Here is a 19,400-nt window from a genome sequence, read left to right as displayed (position 1 = left end):
GCCTTCCAGTGCAGAATTACATTTCTTCCAAGCTGCCGGCCTAGCCAGACGGCTGCTGGATGAGAAACAAAAAAGCCATCGACTCCAGTGCTGGATCTCGATGGCTTCACGAAACACGGTGAGGCGGCCGCTGCTATGCGCCCTGTTGTTCACCGGGTGTTGCAGGCTTGCTTGCAGAGTCGGAACCAAAGGCGGAGGCGAACATGGCGCTGCGCTCTGCATTGTCTTGCTTCGGTTGAGGTGCCTGGTTGCCGTGGCCCTTGAAGAGTTCAGCAGCCCAGCCCGGTACGATCTTGATGTGGCCAGAGTCAGGAGTAACAGGACCTGGCATGTCTTTGGCCTGGATGAACGGGATCTTGGACACTTCTGCGATCCCAGTTTGACCGTCCGGCAGGGAGATGGCCTTTACGTCCATACGGAATTCGCCGTTGACGATGATGGGCATGCCGCGGGCGAGTTTCTCAGACAACGGCTGCAGATTACGGCCGTACCAACGAACTGGGATGCAGGCATCGGTGTCCTTCGACTGTCGAATCAGCACGACCAGGCGGTCGTTGATTGGGGTGCCGTCTACAGGATGTTTGCGGTTGCGTTCCAAAGACTTGGCCTGAATGAACCCCGCGATACGGATCTGGTTCGAGGCATTCTTGTTGAGGTCCATTGCCTTCCAATCGAACGAGTCGAGCCGTTCTTCAGTGCCAGCACCGGGCTGTTGCTCCAACTGGGCTACAGAATCTGGGGTACCTGAGTCCTTCGCGGCGGCATGCACAACAGCATCCCACTTCCGCATGAAGTCGTCTCGAAAACGCCCGCCAAGGTGCATCAGGTTTGGAGCTTCGAAACGGATGCTCTTCACCCGGGCTACGCGGTCCTCCCCCTGCTTGGCGCCATCGGTGTGAACGAACGCCATGATGAGATCCCACTCTTTGATGTCTTTGGGAATCGGCGATTTTTTCGGGTCGTAGTGAATGGGGAGCATGTGGTTTTCCGACCGGGTCTGCTGGATGTAGCAGATCCCTTTGACCGGGTCATTCAACCGCAGGACGCCGGCGATGTAGCCAGAGTTAAGCATCCCGTTTGGATACGAATAGGAGTCAGGCTTCCGCTTTGCGTCCTGGGGCAGCATTGAGTACCTCGATACGTGAATGGCTTGGTTTTCTCAAGAATACGCAACACGTACCAATAATACAAGGTGAATCGAATTGCACTCGAAGGGTGCTCCAAGGTCACAGAGCTACTAGCACGGGTACACATCTAGCCAAAAAGTCTCTTTTTCCACCGGAACAAGAGATTTGAATCTTGTTGTTAACTGTGTAGAATCTTTTTTAAATTTATACTGGATTTCTCTGCTTTATTTGTTTAGGGAGCGTCCTGAATCGTGTTAGACGCCGCGACCAACCTGGAGCCGCACAATGCCCAAAGCTAGCGACAAGACCGCAAGTGAATCGACAGGACGGCGGTCTCAAGCGCCCGCCAAAGCACCAGCAAAACCAGCTGCTAAAGCTGCGGCGAAGCCGGCAGCCAAAAAGCCTGCTGCACAAACTCAAGCCTCTCAAGCTGCTACGACTAAGAGACCCCGTGCATCTGCCAAGGCCAAAACATCAGCCCCAGAAGATAAGGCAGTTGCAGCGATCGATACTCGCAACACTATGCCGGGGTCCCGCCTCGTCAAGATGATCAAGAAGGTGATCATTGATCGTGGGCTGCCTGATCGTGCAATCGCCGATGTCATGGGTATCACGGTCATCTACTGGAACTCCCTGGCTAACGGGAACCGCCAGATACGATCGCTGGGCAAGGAAAAGCTGCAACTGGTGGCTGACTTCCTTGGTCTGCCCCTCATTCAGGTTTACAACCTGGCTGATTTCTTCACGCCACAAGATTTTGTATACAAGAAAGATCTTGATGAGCAACTCTGGCTGTCGATCGAGAAGATGGGTAGCGATCCGACCTGGGCGGGCTATATCCCGAAGCAGGACGAATGGGAACAGACTCCTCTCTCCGTTCGTATGACCATGGTGTTACTGTATGAGCAGCTCTCTGGACGCCAGTTGTTGGCTAAGGCTGAAATCGAGCTGCCTGGTGTGCAACCTCCGCCGGTAGCTTAATTTGCAGGAATAAAGAAACCCCGGTCATTGACCGGGGTTTTTTGTGGGTTAGAAGATGAACGGAGCCGATGGTGGCTGCGAGGTGGTGTCCGTTGTCTCCGCCTTTTCGGGCTCAATCACGGATTTTTCAGGTTCAGTCGCAAAGAAGAGGTTCTCTTCAGTCTTGCGACCAGTTGGAAGTGGCGGAACCACAGAGACCTCAGGAACGATAGTTACTTCATTTTGTTCTGTTTGAGGAAGAATAGTTGCAGGTGCTGAGCTACTGAAGAAGACCTTATCGTCAGCAACAGCCGGCGCTGAATCAGCAGCCCCTACATTCAATGGATCAAACTCGGAAGCATGTTCTCCAAGGATTTTTTCAGGATCCATGCAGAAGGACAGCAGGCCAGATACTTGGATGTAAGCAACCCCTTCAATGCTCGGTCCGCTCGGTATAGCAGCCAACACCGATGCACACATTTTCTCCAAGTTGGAGAATTTGCTTGAAAGAACGCTCATAGCCTCAGCCTTGTCCTGAACCCGACGGATCAAACCCAGGATTCTCGACGTCGTTTTGCCGTTGCCCTTGCGAGTCCAGGAGCGATTTACATCTTCCGCGATCTCCAAAGCGGCCTGGCCGACTAAACCTTTAACTTCCGTTTGAAGTGCATCTTCTTCGCCAAAGTAGCTGGTGTTGCTGATACGAATCGCCGAAGTGTCAAAGGTCAACAGTCTTTCGAGCACTTGTGCCTGTGGAGCATGCTGGCGGATCAAATCTGCACGGGACTTACCACCTGGTGTTGTAACCGCGTTTGCCGGAGAGGTAGCCCACTTCTCCACCAGGTCCGGTAAAGTGTTGAGGAAGGAAGCCTTCTCAACCAGATATTTTCCTTTGATCGCATGCAGCACTTTTGCAAGCTCGTCTGCGTGTTGGGTGGGTACAAAGTATCCGCGGATACGATTGTTTACCTTTCGAGAAACCCCTACTTTGAGGATTTCTCGCTTGGCTTCCGATCGGTATTTGTTAACCCAAGCGAATGCGCCCGACGGCAGCATGCGCCCGACCTCCCGGATGAAGTCATCGCCATCAACAGTTTTCTCACCGGTGCTTCCACCAATGATGACGTCAAAAAGCACTACATCCTGAAGGATGCTGATGCCCAATTCATCGGTTTGCTTGGTAGTGCTCATGGTGGTTCTCCTGAAATTGAAAGAACGGATCCCTTGCGAAAGACCCAGTGACAGGAGATGCCTCACAGGCACCCATAAACGAAAAAACCCCGGCGAGCCGGGGTATGGTGAAGCGTTAGACATTTCCGACGATCGTCGACCAGGTTCTCAGGATCGCGGCAGCCTCATCGTGCGGTGCGAAGTCCAGAACCGTCACTTGCAGAGCAAGCTTCTGGCTTTCTTCTGTGGTTTTGCCCATTTGCACGAGGAGCTTGTAGTTCATCGCCCAGTTCAGCACATTTCGGGTGGTGATCGTGAAGTTGAAGGCCATGCCTCCTGCCCCAGCATCCTCGTTGAGAGCTATGAAATTCGCTCGAACTTTGGCTGCTAGTGTTGCCATGGATTTTGCTATCAGTGGGTCAGTTTTCGTCTGGTCCACAATGAGGTTGGCTTCACGCCCCTCATCCATGTAGGTGCAGAACATTGAATTGAAGCGGTCCATCGTCGCGATGTTCATTTTCTTAGTGCCCCTGTAGCCAGTGGCGCTACCGCCTTTGCCGCCAGCAGACCCTTGGCCGTTCGTGTTACCGGTAGCGGCGATCAAGCATCCAGGAGCAATCGGAATCACTTCGTTGGTCTGATCAAGAAAGATCGGCTTGCCATCCAGGATACCGTTGAGACCCATCTGGATCTGTGGCGGTAACTGATCGAACTCATCCAAAAGCAGTATGGAGTTCGGGGTTTTAGCCCATTGGCAGACCTTCCCGTAGATCCACTTCATGCCTTCGGGGCCACACAATTTCCAACTGCCGAAGAGGTCAGAAAGCGTAGTTTCCTCGGAACATTGAACGGTGAAAACCGACCTGCCTGTACGGGCCGCAAAGGCCTCGACTAACGTGGTTTTGCCGGCGCCGGTTGGTCCGTAGATGTAGGTCGCTTTCTTGATGGACGCCTTGAAAAAGTCCTGAGGGAGCCCCGCTGAAGCTGCCCAAAGTATCAGGCGCGTGAGCAATTCATCGTCGAAGCTATAGGGTACGATTTTTGGTGTGAAGCGGGTTTCAGCAAAGATCTTGGTCTGCATCCCATTAAAAAATGGTGCTGTGGTACCGAAAACCTGTGGTGCTAAACGGACATCTATCGGATTAAGGGTGTCGATTCCAGCGTCGAGTTGAGGGTTGTTGATGTGTTGAAAAGCAGTCATGGTCAAATCCCCAATAGGCAATGGATGGCCTCTTGCGAAGGCCTGGTACAGGGAGATGCCTAACACGCGAGTAGAAACATAAAAAAACCGGACCCCAAGGAGTCCGGCTGGTCTTTCGTTTTGGCTCTATACGATACCCTGCTTCAGCGCTGCAAAAACGGCTGCCGCGAAGTCGTTGTCGGATTGAGCCACTCCACAGGCCAAACCTAGGTCAGCGTAGCGTTTATGATACCCATCACCGATCAGGACGAAGCGTACCTCGATGCCCATCAGCATTGCTTCATCAACGGCTGAGCGCAGTACCTCGCTGTTCCCAGGATCCCCGTCAGTAACCACAATCAGAATTCTGCGGGCCTCCGGACGATCTATGAGTTTCTTGAGCGCCCAGACCACAGCAAGGTGAGTTTTCGTACCATTTTTGGGCTCAGGGCTGTACCGCTGCAATGTACCGGCCCAGCTTTCCTCAAATCCATGCCATTCACGAACTACCGTGTTGTAGGTTGCAATTCCAAATGGAATATCAGATTTATTCAGCACTTCACCTACTGCCACCGAAACCCGGTTGCAAGCTTCCTGAGCTGTGATCCGATCGTCATTCTCATCCTTCTTCGGAATTGGTCCGAACTTATTATTCATGGAAGAGCTTTCATCGCCCAACAGGTAAAAACAGGTATCAATCTCCTCCGCTTGTCTTCTTCTGGTAAAGATCAGGTCGTCGCCCACCGCGTATCGCCAAAGCTTACGGCGTTTTTCAAGGTAGTTGTCGCGTCAACCATCCAACTATGCGGCTTGCTTCACGTGCTGTTGTTCTCGATCAGGGTTCAGCAGCACGGTACCAATCGGCTCCCAGTTGCGAGTGCGTCCTGACCATCGCTCCGGATTCTTGCTTCGAGCGCGCTCATAGAGTTCGTGGCGCAGGGCAAGGATTTGCCTGTCCTGACCTCGATGACGCTCTGCTGGCGTGACGAAGCGGATTCGGCTGTGTCGGTGTTCGTGGTTGTACCAACGGATAAAATCACGCACCCAACATCGTGCAGCATCCAAGGTCTCGAAACCCTTGGTCGGCCATTGCGGGCAGTACTTCAGTGTTCTGAAAAGCGCCTCCGAGTATGGATTGTCATTACTGACACGCGGCCTGCCGCGGGACGGTGTTATGCCCAGCTCGTACATCTTGCTCAGCAAAGTGGCTGATTTCATCGGCGTGCCGTTGTCCGAGTGCAACACCAACGGCTCTCTCAAGCACTGTTCGCTGATTACACTCCTCTGCAGCAACACTGCAGCTTTGGCGCCGTCTTCGTTCTCGTGTACCTCCCAGCCCACAGTCTTGCGGCTGTAGATGTCTTCGATCAGGTACAGGTAGTAGTATTTTCCACGCACCGAAGACGGCAAGTATGTGATGTCCCACGACCACACCCGGTTAGGTGCGCAGGCTGCATGCGTTGTCGGCTCGGCATGACGCCCAGGGCGTTGAGCACGCCCTCGGCGTTCTTGCTGTCCAGCAGCCCGAAGCACCCGGTAAAAGGTCGACTCCGAGCCTATATAGAGCTGCTTATCGGCCAGCCTCGGCACGATCTGGCTAGGTGGCAAGTGAGCATATTCAGCGCTGTTGCACAGGTTGAGAATCGCTTGTCGCTCGTGCTCGCTCAGCGCGTTCGGTGGGGTTGCGCGAACTGTAGTTGTACGTGCATCCGCCGCCACTTCTTCCGATTGAGTCCAGCGCTGCAACGTTCTGAGCGTCAAGCCAACTTCCTGACATGCCGTCAATTTCCGAGCTCCGGAATTAATCGCCTCAGTCAGCCAAGCCACCAGCAGTTGCCGTTCCGGCAGAGCAGTCAATTGTCCTCGTCGTCTACTCCCCAGTAGTCGTTGAGCTTTTTTCGCAGCACCAATAACGCGGCTGTTTCAGCCAACGCCTTATCCTTGCGGCGCAGTTCGCGCTCAAGCTGTTTAATGCGTTTCTGATCCTGACGGGCCTGCTCCCGATCAACCTTAGGCTGCGCTTTTGGAGGGGCCATCCCACTCAGGAACGCTTGCCGCCAGGCAGCAAGCTGCTCGGGATACAAGCCTTTGCGACGGCAGTATTCACCCACCTCAATCTCGGACAAGCTGGCGCATTCGGCTACAGCTGCGAATTTCATTTCTGCCGACCAACTCTCGGTCGGGTGTTTGGGATCGGTCACCACCACACATCCTTCGGCACTGGCTCGTTTGCGCCAGGTATACAGCGACATTTCAGTAACGCCCTCGCGCCTAGCGACTTCGGCCATCGTCAGGTTGAGTGGAGGACCCAGCATCTTGAGCAGTTCGGCTTTGCGCTCAGAGGAATAGTACGGCACAACGGCTCTCTTTCCGCCCCCGGGGTCTGGTTTCAGGTAAATCTGGCGAGGCGACAACTATCCTGACACCGGGGGCTTACGAGTGTTGAGTCTTCCTTCACTTGCAGCCCATACCTCATTTTGGGTGATAGTTTCTATGAGTTCCTCGAAAGTCGCTGAGAGTATTGCAGCTGTCTTCTGAGCGCCAGCCCGAAGAAGGCTACGATTTTCAAATGAGCCGCCAGTCTTTGAAAGACTCAATTCCTTCATCTCGTTTGAGGCGTCTGGCTGATAGCCTCCCAATCGATTCTGACTCACACCAGGCAGACTGGAACAGTGACATCTTCCAAGCCTTTTGCGTAGCTTCCACAATCACTCTGGCTTGCGTTCAGCACTTGGTTGATGGCGTCGGAGATTTTACCGGGAGTACTGGATTGGCCATTACTATCTGGTTGCCCTGGAGAACCAGGTTCACCTTGCTGGTTGTGGCTAGCAGATCCTTTTTCCGGGGGGCTCTTCTGTTGGTCTTTAGTCAGTTGGAGTAGATCCACAATTTCATTCGCGGCTAGGTTCGCACCCTGAGTGTCCGATGCATTGCAACCCTTTACAGCAATCGCCTTCACTTGCTCAACCAAAGTTGCACCGAATGTTTCAATAGCCAGTGCGCGATACGCGAAAGCGAAGTCCTTCAGGCAGGTTTGTTCAAGGAGCTCGCTACGAAGCTCAGTGACCAACCAGGCGACCAGAATTGACTGAGGTGTTTCCTGGCCAGCGACCGGACCGTGAAAAACTCCTCTCTTCACCAGGATCTTTAAGGTGTTGTGAATGTTGGCGTTGGCACCACGAAAGCGTGGCTTTGCCAATAGCTCGCCGCGGGGATCCTCTAAAACGTTCAGCAATGTTCCGGAGATATCTGGATTCATCACAACAGAAAAGTCCGTGTGCAGGCCGTGGCAAAGAATTTCATGGTCGAGTAGACCTTGGATCAGTTCGAGATCTTCATCAGTACCCATGGCAGCGGTCAGAGGCAAGGTCAGAACTAACCCACCAGCAGCCTTTTGATCCGGGCCAATCGACGCAGTTTTGATGTTGGCCCAGATGACACGCACCCGTCGCCCCAGCTTGTTCGCTTCCGCGATCAGCAGATGGGTGTAGAGGTAAATGTGACGCATCGAGACTTTGGACGTTGCAGGAAGCTGCGCTTGAGCGTGACCCATGGATATCCCCTTCTATTGAATGATGGCTGCGGCGATGCCTTTGCCTTACGAAGGGGAATGCTTGACACGTGACTAGAAAATTAATCGTCACCCTGTGGAAGCTGGATACCATGCTTCTGCAATTGGTCACGAAGAGCGCCCTCCAGGTCCTTCATGAGAGCTATGCCGTCGAGGGCTGGTGCTGAAGGCTCAACTGGCGCCGGCGTCCGTGATTGTTGGGCCAAGGAGGGTGGTAGGGTCCGGCCGTTGGCTTTGTACCTGGCAATGTAATCCTCAACAATGTCACGTAGGAGTGCCGACGATGTGAGGCCTGGGTGGGATGACTGCGACATCTCAGCTACGATCGCTTGAAAATCTTCTTCAGTTGTACGGCTTACGCGGGTCGACAACGGCTGATCAGCGCTCTCCCGGCTTGCGAAGTTGATTTTCTCAGCCTGGCCCAGGTAGGGCTCCAGGATCGGGGCCATCAGTTCTCGTACTACCTCGTCATCCACATACTGGTAGCACTGGATTTTAACGGTGCGACTTAAGAAGCCCACGAGGATGGGAGAGCTCTCGACCGCTTCAAGCAGGCGCAGCTCCGCGATCGCATCATTCGCGTACTTCCAAATGGTCGGCATACTGATGACATACATGCGGCCGACGTCGCGGGCTATGTCCCCAGAGAGTAGTCGCTGGTATATCGCTACCTTGACAGCGAGCGGTGTGGATTTCGCGGCCAATTTGTCCCCCTGTCCTATTGCTGAGCCGGTATGAGGCCCGCTTTGACTGCGCCAGCCTCAATTTCACCACGTTCAAGCCGCAAACCATAGAACAACGGTCGCGTGGCACCAGATTGCTTTTCACCCTCTAGGCTGAGATCACCATAGCCGCGACTCTCCGCATCTTTCTCGGCCAGCACGAACCCATCATTGCAGGCTGTCAAAAGTCGCAAGCGCGATGACGCTGACTGTTTGATGGGGCTCGGCAGATACATGATGAAAAACCCACGCCCCCCCTTACGAGCGACCCGACCACGAAGCTGGTGCAACTGAGCCACACCAAAGTGCTCAGGGCTCACTGCAACTAGCAAAGTCAGACCGGGGAAGGTAACGCCAACCTCGATCACAGTAGAAGCAACCAATAGTTTGAGTTGCCCGGCCTTCATCTTGTTTATGACGTCAGTCTTGTCGTCATCCGTCATTCCCCCATGGACCCGGCCTACTTCGTCTCCCAAGGTCCTCCGGAAGCGCTCGTAGGCGGCTTCCACGGCATTGCGAGTGTCCGCCTCCCCGTTGACCACCGGGTAGACGAACGCTGCTTGTCCGCCCTGCTTGATAATCTGCATAACGAGATCATGCAACTTCTGCCTGGCGTTGTGCGTGATGATCCTTGTGACGATCTCCCGCGGTACCGGCGTGGTCCTCAGAATTGAGATTGGCAGACCACCGAGCTTAACCAGTGCAACCGTTCGGGGAATTGCGGTTGCCGTTGATTCAAGAAAGTTGGTATGGGCCGCGATGAGCTTCTGCCGTTGAGCGACAGAGAATCGTTGCTGCTCGTCAGCGATGACCAGGTCGAAGACTATCCCCGCTTTTTTGGCGGCTGAAAGCACAGCAGTGGTGCCGACAACGATCCCTGCAGACAGGTCAATATTGGCCTTGCCCACCGGACCGACAACAGTGACAACGGGGATTTCGTAGAAGAGGCTGCTCAACTCGGCCGCCAATTGCTGCGCCAAGATTTGCCCGGGCGCGATGATCGCAACCTTTGCCCCCGCGAGGTAGCTTGCCGCAGCTGGAACCATGAACGTGAATGACTTACCCGTACTGACATCACCCGACAGGATGCGCTGCATCGGATACGGCGACCTGAGGTCTGATACGATTTCGTCGATGGCTTGTAGCTGGTCGGCAGACGGAGAGAAAGGAGCACGCTTGATTAGATCTGCAACCTGGACTCGGTCGATTCGCAGCAGGGCCCCTTTCACCGCTGGTCGGTTGCGATGAGCCTCAACGCGATTAACAAGCGCCTGTATGCATACCGCCTTGGCAATCCTCACCGCCTCGTCTCCCTCACGCACTGACAAAGGCCTGTGCAGGTTACGCAGCAAGTCAGCAGGGTCGACAAGGCCTGTCAGCTTCCGAAAGTCATCTTCGTGCATCAGGGCCTGTTCCAGGAGCAGGCAGGCTGCCTCGTTGATGTGTGCCATCGCTGCGGTGATGGCCTCACCAAGAACTTCAGCACTCACCTGATTCTGCTTTCCCTGGTAGACGGGCATCACACGGCCAATCATCGCAGGGGGTATGACCATTGGGTTCGACATGGAGAGTCGGCCCTCATAGGTGACCACCTCGCCGTAGGTGTGCACTGTCGCGCCAAAGTCGTACCCCATCCAGGGTTCGATCGAAGGCTTACCAATCAAGCTGATGTGCAAGCGCTGACCTCGCCCGTCGACCACTTTGACGAATCCGCGGAACGCCCCTTTGGCCTCTCGCAAGACCGCACCGGTGCGATCGTAGATCGATCGCTCGATTAGGGTGAGCGCCATGTACGAAGCTTCGCCAGTATCAGGCAAGGGAAGCACCACTATGGGGTCGTGAAAATCCCTGTATTCCTTCGGTACTGTTAGAAGGCACTCGGGCAGCGATGTAAACCCCAGGCGTGTGAGTCGACCTATATCATGCATAATCTGATTTCGTGGCTGAAGTCGAATAGGGATAGTCACGCGTAACTATAACTCAAGAGAATCGAAATGCGGTCGCACTGCCTCCTGACTAGCACAAAAAAGCCCTAGACGATGGATGTCGTCTAGGGCTGGGTTAGTGGCTGACCCGAGAGTCGCCGGTTTGGCCTGTGATCAAGCGAACCGAATCACCAGGGGCGAAGGTTTCAGCTGGATCTTTGGTTTGGGTGACGGCTTGCAAGCTACCGTCACTGGTCATTTTCACGGTGATCTCGATCCCATCAGCATCGTGGGCTTTTTTGTCGACAGCAGCCCCAATGGCGGCGCCAACAGCACCTGCGACGACCATCACGGCCAGTTGTCCCAGACCACCACCGCCATTGCTGCCGGCGATAGCGCCCAGGGCACCACCAGCCATGCCGCCGATTGGCGAAGGCTTTCCATTAATTCTGACATCACGAACAGAGTCGACGACACCCAATTCAACCTTCATTTTCTGCATGGCAGTTGCCTGAGAGTAATCCCGGCTCGTCATGTTCGATGCGCAGCCCGACATTGCTGCAGTAGTAACGATCAGCAGAGTTGCGAAGATATTTTTCATAGTTAGCATCCTTGAGAAATGGTTCGCTTTTTAGTGCGAAATTGAGCGCATAGTACGACCTTGGCCGTATGGTTTTAGTTAGCTTCACACTCTCGATATGTAGAACACGCGTTTGTAAAACGCAGGAGAAAATCGTTCCGACGTTTATTGAACCGTGTAGATCATCTCTAATGCGATGCTTTCTCAAACTAAATGGAATGCTCTTTGTACATGGCATGGGGAACGCCATGCAAAAAAAAACCGCCAAAGAGGCGGGCTAAAATTAATCGGTGCTAGTTATATGCTTTGTCGCTGGCTTTCTGAGAGATATCATCCTGAATGTTTTTGACTTCCGGTAGGACGGTCGCATTCATGATGTCATCTATAAACTCAGACAAATCAAGTGCAGAGAAGTCAATTTGCTGGAACTCTTCAACCGTAAAGCCGCCACAGCTAGGGCTTTTGGGCGTTCCCCAGCCCTTACCTATTTGTGGTTTGCCCTGTTCGTTGATGATCTTCGCAAGCACAGAGTTGTAACAGCAGTACGATTCTGTGGTCTCTAGGCATGCGCCGAAGACTTTCTTGGAACAGTAGCTTCCGACAAAATGGCAAAGATTCGCACCACGGTGCATCCCCAACTGCTGCTCCTCTGGCTCACAGGATTTAAGTTCCATTACGACTTGAATTGCTACAGCAATCGCGAAACTGTACGGATCGAAGTAGAATCCGCCGCCAAGCCCGTACACAGGGCCTCCAAGCATTCCGGTGGCAGGGATTGTCCCGCCGACTGCATAACTTAAGCCGTAGGCACTGAAGCTCAGCGTTGGGGCAGAGGGTGCAGCGGCTCCCAAAGCAGACGCGCCCTGTTTAACCCACTCTACGTTGTTGTACGCAAAATCGTACATATACTTCGAGCCATAACTGGCTAAGCCCCCTCCTACTGTAGAAACAGCCTGCCCCATGATGGAGTAGTTAGTTTCTGCTCCACTACTCTTGCCGCAGCAGTTCTTGATTCCCCCGTATCCTTTTCTGCAGGACTCATCTTCACCCCCAAAAAGTTCCCCGTCAGAACCGTACACCCCGGCTTCACGTGCAGCCTCTTTAGCTGCAACGGCTTTGGCGAAATCAGTATCTGATGGATAACTTGTATCCCAGCAGACTCCTTGGTAACAGGAAACCTTTGTGCTGCAATCCTCAGTAGTCGTGGTCTCCCCTTTTTTGGTGATGCAACTATAGGTGACCTGGGACATAACACACCCGATCGGGTCGGTGCTCTCGATACAGGTCTGGTCGATTTTTTTGCACCCTTTATCCTCGTACTGTTGGCAGTCATTCTCTTTGTTCGGACTGATGCAGGAATAGTCGTCTTTGTATTTCCAGCATGCCTTGTAGACAGGTAATCCGTTTATAACACGTGTTTCAGGCCCCTCAACGCAGGTGTGTGCTGCGATGTAGCACAGAGGGTTCGTGGCAAGAGGATTGCACTGACTGGTATCGAGTTCGTCTCTGATAATTGTATGGGTATCGTCCAGCTGAACAGTATCGGACGGCTTCGGAGTCGCAGGGTTATCGCAACGATAGGTTCGCTGCTCAACCAAACAAGTGCCATTCCAAGCTGTTGATATACATGAAGTCGACGTTTGATAACAGCCCGCCACCTTCGAGATCGCTGCACAATAATCAACTGAATCGGGCTTGATGCACTCGTATGTGGACCGATAGCGCCAGCATTCCTTATAAATCATATTGCCGGCAATGTTTCGGGTCTCAGGGCCCTCAACGCATGCTTGGCCTGTGATTCTGCAATCTGCCGCGAACGCAGCGGTAGACAAAGCAAAGAAAGATACTAGAACAAATATTACTGACTTCAGTGATAACAGCGCGTATGCAGCAGTTATTCGATGAGTCTCTGGTAATTTAAACATCCATATCCGCCAAGTCAGAGCAGTGTTTTGATTGGTTTTTCAGTTTGGGCAATTACGGGTTTGTCACTGAGATCTAGCCTGAAGAGATGTGCACTGGTCTGTCCACGTTTCAGTACAAGCACCTGGACAAACCATTCGCGCATTCATCGTGATGTAAGTTTCACCAGAGCCCCCGACTGCTGTTCGAGTCTCTAAGATATTGTTGCCTGCGACCAAATAGGGCCTTAGATCAATGTTGGGCCTGGTCTCATTGCTTTCGCCTCTCTCCGGATCCCGCAATACGCCATCACCCACATCAACTCGATAGCAAGCTCGGCCTTTGTTGCAGGTTGTTAGAATCCAATCGAGTGTAGCTCCGCCGAAAGGTCCACTGAATACAGTATGTCCGTTTATCTTTATTAGGATATAGTCGTCATAGGCAACAGATGCTAAGACAAAATCAGTGATCAATGCAGGGTCTTTAATCGAAAATTGCAATGAGCGGTCGTAAAGACCTTCGCTCCAGTAGTTGTCGCCTATTGATCCAAATTGAAGCGCATAAGTGCCAGAAGCTGCATTGGCGAGCGACCAGCTTGTGTACATGTCAGCCTGGGTGGTTCCGGGGATAATCCCGCCATTATCGCACCCGGCCACTGGAGGCTCGCACACAACGGCAAGAAACTTATCACAGGTCACGTTTTCAAGAGAATTATATGTTTTGTTGCATTGGAAGTTTGCTTTTGTGTCGACATTAACTACCTGACCCATTGTGCAGCTGTTGTTTTCGCTCAGATTATACTCGTTACATACCTCCGTCGAGTAGATGTCAGGAGTAGTAGTGGTTTTTGTCCCGCAGTTTTCGGTAATGTCTCCAGGTTTGGCATTATTTATAATATCCCCTATTCCGCTAATGATTGGATCATTCTCATCTACATCAACCTTTACCCGCTCGTAAGGGTTCTTGGCTAGGAAGTTGACCGCATCGCACTCTTGGTTTGCGATCTGGTCGGGACCATCGGTCTCTGTCTTGCAGGTGTTTATCCGTGCGGTCCCTACGTTGAAGAGTGAAGTGCTGCCAAATTGCGAGGACTGCGAAGGCGTATCGGTATAAAACGGCATCGCCTTTGCGTTGGAGGAAGTCACGTTAGAGGAAAGCTTACTGAGGTTCGACTTGCCGAGCTCCGTCCCCTCTGAGTGTGGATCAGCTACAACGGCGCCTGATAGCACCAGAGCCGCGGCGAAAGTCAGAAGGCCAGTAGTTCTGCGTTTCATTGAGATTGCACCTCATTGACCTTGGTTGAGGTGTGCGGATCTTGAGTAAACAAGCTTGGGTCCGCCGGTGGGGCTCCGTCTTCACAGACGTTCATACCCCAGCCAACCTCAAGTGGGCCGGAGCCACCGGTGACCTTCGGTACCAGCTGTTGGATGTATTGAATGGCTACCCGGGCACAGCCTGGCTGCTTGAGCTGTTCAACGACTTTGGCCTCTACCATGATCGGTTCGCGTGATTGGGTTTTTGCTTTCCACACGTCAGCCTGATCGCCGGTAAGCTCGGCGGACGCGTGGCCGGTTCTGACCGCTTCGATCAGAATTTCTTTTGAAGTATTGGCAAACGTAGGGGCCGAGGCAGCGGCGAGGACGATGAGGGATGTGGACAGGGACAACAGTTTGGTTTTGAATTGCATTTCGGTCTCTCGGATACTCACAGTATTATTACACGTAACTGTAAGTGAGTTCGGTTGTCGAAAGCAATCTGGTAGATTCGCGTGAGCTGTGTGCGTGGATCACTGCCCTGCTATCAACGCTGATGGGTAACTGTGTGAGGTAGTGGCAATGGGGGAGCTATATGGCGCCTTCGAGAATTTCGTGTTCAACAGCTCAAGTGGCTACCTGGTTCCGATGCTTGCAATGGCAGTTGTCGTGAATTCGTTGCCACCCAACTGGTTAGCATCGTCGGTACTCAGGGTGGTTGGAGTGCTGATGCATGAAACACTTCACCTAACAGTGGGATTCTTCGTCAGGGCAAGGCCAGTCAGGATGTCCCTCATACCCCGAAGGGATGGAAATCAAATTATCCTTGGTTCAGTGGTGTTCGAACGTCTGAGCTGGCTTAACGCTTGGGCTACTGCCCTCGCGCCGTTGCTAGCGTTGCCCGGCCTCTACGCGCTCTGCATCTGGCGGACCACAAACCATGCGGGTGGCCTGACTTGGCAGGATCTGGTCCTATGGACTCTTGCAGGTCCAATCATCCTGCACTGCTGGCCATCGAGGGCAGACTGGCGACTGGCCCTCATCTCGTGGCCGATTCTTTGCCTGACTCTGCTATCGGCGGCGCTTTACGTCTGGGCTCAAGATTTGTCGGTCCTATTGGCCTGGAGCAGTGTGGCGTCGTAGTCGGGACGTTTCATGTGCTTGTGTGTCGAAAGCCAGTTGGTTGCAAAGCTGGTTGCGTCGTTCTGCTCTTTGTTGGTGAGTCCAAAGGAAGACAAGCCAGCTGAGTTCATGCCCGGTTTCCCCTTGTTCAGACCGACGTAGATCAACCACCAGGATGCCGCCATCTTCATATTTTGGTCCATGCCATGGCCATTCTTGTACATGGCCGAAAGGATGGCTGGTGCATTGGGCTCGCTTGCTTGAGCTGCCTTCGTCAGCCAGTTGTACGCCTCTTGGTATCCCCCGCGCTCATAGAGCATCCGTCCCAGTAAATAGTAGGCTGTCACGTTGCCTCGATTGGCACCTTCGTTTGCCCATGTCCAGGCCCTTTCATGGTCGCCTTTGTTGAGGTAATAGAGGGAGAGGCGCACCGCTGCGAGGTCGACGGATGCGTCCTTCACAGAAGACTCGAACATCCCCATCGCCTTGGCTTCATCTTTCGCTACACCCCGGCCAAGCAAGGTGAGGACGCCCAGGTTGTACCGAGCAAGGGGGTAGTCAGCGCTGGCAGCGGAGAAATATGAAGCCGCGGCGGAGCTATCCTGTTTGACGCCTTCTCCGTGATCCAGCAAATAGCCCACCACGTTCTGTGCTCGACTATTCCCGCCCTGGGCAAGCTCGAATAGCTTGGGCAATGCAGCTTTGTCCCCAGCTTTGTAGGCTGCCCAGGTTCGAAGGACGTCTCCACCCTCACGGGCGGTTGAAAGGATCCCCTTCATTGCGGAGGAAATGTCGGGAAGATCGACCCCTTCTGTTGCTTGATTGCTGAAGTATGCGGCTGCGGAGGTGTCTTGGGGGGTGCCGGCAGCACTCGCGGAGCTCGCAAAAGCAAGGGGGAGAGCCAACATGGCCGGCAGTCGATTCAATAATTGCATTTTCGGATACACCTTGTTTATTGGTACGCGTAATGTATTCTTTACCGCATGAAAAAACTATCCCTACCCTTTCTCCTGGTATGCGCTTTGACCGGGCTTCCTGCGGCCGGGCACGCGGACTGCTTTGCTGAGGCGGCTGCACGCTATAGGGTCAGCGAGAAGCTGCTCCGCGCCATCCAGGTCACTGAGAACCGACCGGGCAAAGCAGACGTAGTGAGTCCAAAAAACAGCGATGGGAGCTGGGATATTGGGTTGATGCAGATCAATTCCACTTGGCTTCCAAAGCTTTCGAAATACGGTATCGGTGAGAAAGAACTATTGGATCGTTGTATTAGCGCGAATGTTGGAGCTTGGATCCTAGCGAGTAATATCGCCTCATATGGCCATGTTTGGAAAGCGGTCGGTGCATACAATAGTCCGAATGAGAAAAGTCAGCGGATATATATTCAGAAGGTCATGAGTAACTACGGTGGTTTGTAAATGAAGCAGCTATTCAGCAGTTTTTTTGCTGTTCTTCTATTTGGCTGGATTTTGTACACGGTATCCCCGGAGGAACCGTGTGAACGAGTAGAGCGTGGCGCCTTACCTGTTCGAGTAGTTTTCGACGCGGTACGTTGGGCGGGCACAAACTATCTCAGTACAGACTCGCGGATTGACTTGCTGATCTGGAGCATTGCAGCTGATAAATCCGTGCAAAATTTCATTTCGCGTTTGTTCTATGGCCCGGAACTCAAATGCACTAGCGGCCAGACTAAATAGGAGCTGACTGTGGCAAAAGAACCCGATCTTTTTATTTACAACTCCCCATCAGATAAGCCTGCGGCCGAATATTTGAACGATTTGTTCATGATGGCTGCCCAGAATAAAGTTCCTGATATTCATTTCCAGTGGATTCAAGGTCACGTAAATATTCAGTTGCGAGAAGACGGTAAGCTGAAACACTTTGACACCGTAGAGCCAGTTATGGGCAAAATGATCGATACGAAAATTCGATCGCGTGCCACCATGGACCTCTCGCAGCATCAAATCCCTCTCGATGGCCGCATCGGGTTAAGATACCCCGGACTGGAGTTGGAAGTTCGTGTGAGCTTGGTTCCAAGTCATAATGGTCAGAAAATCGTATGCCGGTTGCTGGACCAAGAAAACGCTTCGATGAGTCTCGAACGCATCAAAATGCCACCCTTGGTCGAGCATGCTTTCCGCGAGATGATAAACGAACCCCAAGGGTTGATCCTCGTCACTGGCCCAACTGGCTCAGGAAAAACCACCACCCTTTACGCCGCTTTGAATGCCATCAACGACGGAACTCTCAACATCTGTACGATCGAGCACCCTGTTGAGTATGTAGTTAAGGGTTTTGTCCAAATCAACGTTACGCCCCAACTCAGTTTCGCATTGGGTCTGCGAGCCCTGCTGCGGCAAGATCCTGATGTAATTTTGATTGGGGAAATTCGTGACCAGGAGACCGCGCAGATTGCCATTCAGGCTGCGAACACGGGTCACCTTGTTTTTGCCACATTGCACTCCAACAGTGCAGCGCAAGCTGTCCCTCGCATCATTGACCTTGGGGTCGATGCCCAAACCCTTGCTTCGGTACTGATTGGCGTGATTGCGCAGAGACTTGTTCCAACTCTGCGGCCTGATATTGTTCACGAATGGGCAGCCATTAACGATATTGAACGCATGTGGTTAAAGAAAAATGGGCTGCCGGCTATCACGGGCAAGGTACCTGTTGCGCCATCGAAAGATTCATTCTCAGGTAAATGTCCAATCATTGAACTTATCAGAACAGATAAGTCCGTACGCACAGCCATTGTCAGTGGCGGTGGCGAGATGACAGTCCTGAACGCGGCTGCTCGGCAAAACCAATTCGACACGTTGGGCCAATCTGCGGTAAGGATGGTGACTGATGGCTTTACCACTATGGCTCGGGTAAGGTCGCTAATTAAAGATGATTCTGTTAAGCCAACTGTAAGGCGTATTGGTGATGTCCTCATTGCACAGGGTCTCATTACCTTTACACAAGCAAATCAGGCAGCTGAACTTCAGCTGCGTTTCACCATTGAAGGCAAGGTTAAAAAATTTGGGCAAGCTTTAATTGATCTAGGCCTTGTATCACAAGATGATGTGGTGAACGCTCTTGGTTACACCGAGGGGGCTGTGGAATTTCTAAATGAATTGGCTGCGATCCGAAAAATCAACTTCAGGGCACTGAAGGAAACTGTCGAGCTGTGGCGTAGCGAACGAAATCAAGAGTCAATCTTCGACATGCTCATCGAGCAGAACCTGATCAGCAAGGAACGTTTATATGAAGAAGTTTATTGCGTGGATGGCTATGGCAGCCCTTCTGGCAACTCCAGTTCTATCCTCAGCGCAGGAGTCACTGCAGTCGCTGCCGTATAGAGAGGTTGCGGCCCAGGCTGAGGACAGTCACAAAGTCATCGTGTTCTTTTCCTTTGCGTGTCCTGTCTGTGCTTCATACGATCAGACCTTTGCTCGGTGGGCCAAAACGATGCCTCCTGGCTGGTCCGCTGAGTTTCTTCCCGTAGCGGTCCCCGATAAAGGGAACTATTTTGCTGCTCGTGCATTCTTCGCTGTCCAGGATGCAGATCCAGCTCGCCTCGATGCATTCATGTCTGCGGCTTTTACATTGATCCAGCAGAATGGCATGCCGATGGAGAGTCCTGATACGTGGACGAAAGCTGTAGCAATTGCAAAGGTCGAGGGATTCAATGAAGCCTGGCACAACGTCACTCAGCAACGGCTGGAGGAAGCATTTGCCAAGCTCCTCACGTATGGGGTTGATGCCACGCCGTCCATGGTCATCAGTGGTAAGTATGTGATCACGCCTGATGATGTTTCTGGTGATAGTGCGCTCTACATGAACCTGGCCAACGGCATGATTTCCAAGGTGATGCAGGAGCAATAGCCCAGTCCGCGGCTTGTCGGCCAA

The 19,400-nt window shown here is 52.8% G+C and carries 17 protein-coding genes; 4 read left to right on the top strand and 13 right to left on the bottom strand.

The window, feature by feature from the left end; all coding sequences use genetic code 11:
• Positions 1 to 133 precede the first annotated feature (133 nt).
• On the bottom strand, positions 134 to 1,126 hold the full coding sequence (locus PRJ_RS27690) for a hypothetical protein (RefSeq protein ID WP_256597983.1): 993 nt from the start codon (positions 1,124 to 1,126) through the stop codon (positions 134 to 136).
• Positions 1,127 to 1,412: 286 nt separating this feature from the next.
• Here PRJ_RS27690 and PRJ_RS27685 point away from each other — a divergent pair, with 286 nt between their 5' ends.
• Positions 1,413 to 2,108 carry an XRE family transcriptional regulator gene (locus PRJ_RS27685; protein ID WP_256597982.1) on the top strand — a complete coding sequence of 232 codons (696 nt, stop codon included), beginning with the start codon at positions 1,413 to 1,415 and terminating at the stop codon, positions 2,106 to 2,108.
• A 48-nt stretch (positions 2,109 to 2,156) separates the two neighbouring features.
• On the opposite strand, the gene PRJ_RS27680 is transcribed toward PRJ_RS27685, so the two are convergent.
• From PRJ_RS27680 to PRJ_RS27625, 12 genes are all read right to left on the bottom strand, one after another.
• The gene (locus tag PRJ_RS27680) at positions 2,157 to 3,278 is read right to left on the bottom strand and encodes a DUF3150 domain-containing protein (protein ID WP_104962940.1); all 1,122 of its coding nucleotides are present in this window, start codon (positions 3,276 to 3,278) and stop codon (positions 2,157 to 2,159) included.
• Between the two features lie 115 nt (positions 3,279 to 3,393).
• On the bottom strand, positions 3,394 to 4,458 hold the full coding sequence (locus PRJ_RS27675; protein ID WP_158682584.1) for an AAA family ATPase: 1,065 nt from the start codon (positions 4,456 to 4,458) through the stop codon (positions 3,394 to 3,396).
• Positions 4,459 to 4,584: 126 nt separating this feature from the next.
• A complete protein-coding gene (locus PRJ_RS27670) occupies positions 4,585 to 5,181 on the bottom strand; it encodes a VWA domain-containing protein (RefSeq protein ID WP_177429921.1) in 597 nt (198 codons plus the stop codon).
• Between the two features lie 57 nt (positions 5,182 to 5,238).
• Positions 5,239 to 6,794 (bottom strand): IS3 family transposase gene (locus PRJ_RS27665; protein WP_371928160.1). Its coding sequence is split into 2 segments (ribosomal slippage): positions 5,239 to 6,338 and positions 6,338 to 6,794, totalling 1,557 coding nucleotides; the frame shifts between segments, so codons are not numbered across the junction.
• Positions 6,795 to 7,087: 293 nt separating this feature from the next.
• A complete protein-coding gene (locus PRJ_RS27660; protein WP_177429920.1) occupies positions 7,088 to 7,990 on the bottom strand; it encodes a hypothetical protein in 903 nt (300 codons plus the stop codon).
• Between the two features lie 80 nt (positions 7,991 to 8,070).
• On the bottom strand, positions 8,071 to 8,625 hold the full coding sequence (locus tag PRJ_RS27655; protein ID WP_177429919.1) for a hypothetical protein: 555 nt from the start codon (positions 8,623 to 8,625) through the stop codon (positions 8,071 to 8,073).
• Between the two features lie 101 nt (positions 8,626 to 8,726).
• The gene (locus PRJ_RS27650; protein WP_256597981.1) at positions 8,727 to 10,520 is read right to left on the bottom strand and encodes a helicase-related protein; all 1,794 of its coding nucleotides are present in this window, start codon (positions 10,518 to 10,520) and stop codon (positions 8,727 to 8,729) included.
• A gap of 271 nt (positions 10,521 to 10,791) precedes the next feature.
• Positions 10,792 to 11,256, bottom strand: a complete 465-nt coding sequence (locus tag PRJ_RS27645) for a hypothetical protein (RefSeq protein ID WP_104962935.1) — start codon at positions 11,254 to 11,256, stop codon at positions 10,792 to 10,794.
• A gap of 272 nt (positions 11,257 to 11,528) precedes the next feature.
• Positions 11,529 to 13,160, bottom strand: a complete 1,632-nt coding sequence (locus tag PRJ_RS27640; RefSeq protein ID WP_256597980.1) for a conjugal transfer protein TraN — start codon at positions 13,158 to 13,160, stop codon at positions 11,529 to 11,531.
• A gap of 63 nt (positions 13,161 to 13,223) precedes the next feature.
• Positions 13,224 to 14,411, bottom strand: coding sequence for a hypothetical protein (locus PRJ_RS27635; protein WP_104962934.1), 1,188 nt, complete (start codon positions 14,409 to 14,411; stop codon positions 13,224 to 13,226).
• Positions 14,408 to 14,824, bottom strand: a complete 417-nt coding sequence (locus tag PRJ_RS27630) for a hypothetical protein (protein ID WP_104962933.1) — start codon at positions 14,822 to 14,824, stop codon at positions 14,408 to 14,410. The genes PRJ_RS27635 and PRJ_RS27630 overlap by 4 nt, the downstream gene beginning before the upstream one ends.
• Before the next feature lie 663 nt (positions 14,825 to 15,487).
• On the bottom strand, positions 15,488 to 16,447 hold the full coding sequence (locus tag PRJ_RS27625; protein ID WP_104962932.1) for a tetratricopeptide repeat protein: 960 nt from the start codon (positions 16,445 to 16,447) through the stop codon (positions 15,488 to 15,490).
• A 48-nt stretch (positions 16,448 to 16,495) separates the two neighbouring features.
• On the opposite strand from PRJ_RS27625, the gene PRJ_RS27620 reads away from it, so the two are divergent.
• The 3 genes from PRJ_RS27620 to PRJ_RS27605 all read left to right on the top strand — a co-directional run bounded on the left by PRJ_RS27620 (position 16,496) and on the right by PRJ_RS27605 (position 19,376).
• On the top strand, positions 16,496 to 16,927 hold the full coding sequence (locus PRJ_RS27620; RefSeq protein WP_104962931.1) for a lytic transglycosylase domain-containing protein: 432 nt from the start codon (positions 16,496 to 16,498) through the stop codon (positions 16,925 to 16,927).
• Positions 16,928 to 17,215: 288 nt separating this feature from the next.
• Positions 17,216 to 18,850: a GspE/PulE family protein gene (locus PRJ_RS27610; RefSeq protein ID WP_104962929.1), complete on the top strand. Its 1,635-nt coding sequence runs from the start codon at positions 17,216 to 17,218 to the stop codon at positions 18,848 to 18,850.
• On the top strand, positions 18,756 to 19,376 hold the full coding sequence (locus PRJ_RS27605; RefSeq protein ID WP_256597979.1) for a thiol:disulfide interchange protein DsbA/DsbL: 621 nt from the start codon (positions 18,756 to 18,758) through the stop codon (positions 19,374 to 19,376). The genes PRJ_RS27610 and PRJ_RS27605 overlap by 95 nt, the downstream gene beginning before the upstream one ends.
• Positions 19,377 to 19,400: the final 24 nt, after the last annotated feature.

The organism is Pseudomonas sp. XWY-1 (assembly GCF_002953115.1).
GTDB classification, from domain to species: domain Bacteria; phylum Pseudomonadota; class Gammaproteobacteria; order Pseudomonadales; family Pseudomonadaceae; genus Aquipseudomonas; species Aquipseudomonas alloputida.
The sequence above is the reverse complement of the archived record's forward strand: the minus strand, read 5'-3'. Positions and strand labels throughout refer to the sequence as shown.

What these genes read in the sequence shown, in the direction of transcription:
- PRJ_RS27690 (WP_256597983.1), bottom strand. Translation starts at nt 1,126, where the DNA reads ATGCTGCCCCAGGACGCAAAGCGGAAGCCTGACTCCTATTCGTATCCA.
- PRJ_RS27685 (WP_256597982.1), top strand. Translation starts at nt 1,413, where the DNA reads ATGCCCAAAGCTAGCGACAAGACCGCAAGTGAATCGACAGGACGGCGG.
- PRJ_RS27680 (WP_104962940.1), bottom strand. Translation starts at nt 3,278, where the DNA reads ATGAGCACTACCAAGCAAACCGATGAATTGGGCATCAGCATCCTTCAG.
- PRJ_RS27675 (WP_158682584.1), bottom strand. Translation starts at nt 4,458, where the DNA reads ATGACTGCTTTTCAACACATCAACAACCCTCAACTCGACGCTGGAATC.
- PRJ_RS27660 (WP_177429920.1), bottom strand. Translation starts at nt 7,990, where the DNA reads ATGGGTCACGCTCAAGCGCAGCTTCCTGCAACGTCCAAAGTCTCGATG.
- PRJ_RS27655 (WP_177429919.1), bottom strand. Translation starts at nt 8,625, where the DNA reads ATGTATGTCATCAGTATGCCGACCATTTGGAAGTACGCGAATGATGCG.
- PRJ_RS27650 (WP_256597981.1), bottom strand. Translation starts at nt 10,520, where the DNA reads ATGGCGCTCACCCTAATCGAGCGATCGATCTACGATCGCACCGGTGCG.
- PRJ_RS27645 (WP_104962935.1), bottom strand. Translation starts at nt 11,256, where the DNA reads ATGAAAAATATCTTCGCAACTCTGCTGATCGTTACTACTGCAGCAATG.
- PRJ_RS27640 (WP_256597980.1), bottom strand. Translation starts at nt 13,160, where the DNA reads ATGTTTAAATTACCAGAGACTCATCGAATAACTGCTGCATACGCGCTG.
- PRJ_RS27635 (WP_104962934.1), bottom strand. Translation starts at nt 14,411, where the DNA reads ATGAAACGCAGAACTACTGGCCTTCTGACTTTCGCCGCGGCTCTGGTG.
- PRJ_RS27630 (WP_104962933.1), bottom strand. Translation starts at nt 14,824, where the DNA reads ATGCAATTCAAAACCAAACTGTTGTCCCTGTCCACATCCCTCATCGTC.
- PRJ_RS27625 (WP_104962932.1), bottom strand. Translation starts at nt 16,447, where the DNA reads ATGCAATTATTGAATCGACTGCCGGCCATGTTGGCTCTCCCCCTTGCT.
- PRJ_RS27620 (WP_104962931.1), top strand. Translation starts at nt 16,496, where the DNA reads ATGAAAAAACTATCCCTACCCTTTCTCCTGGTATGCGCTTTGACCGGG.
- PRJ_RS27605 (WP_256597979.1), top strand. Translation starts at nt 18,756, where the DNA reads ATGAAGAAGTTTATTGCGTGGATGGCTATGGCAGCCCTTCTGGCAACT.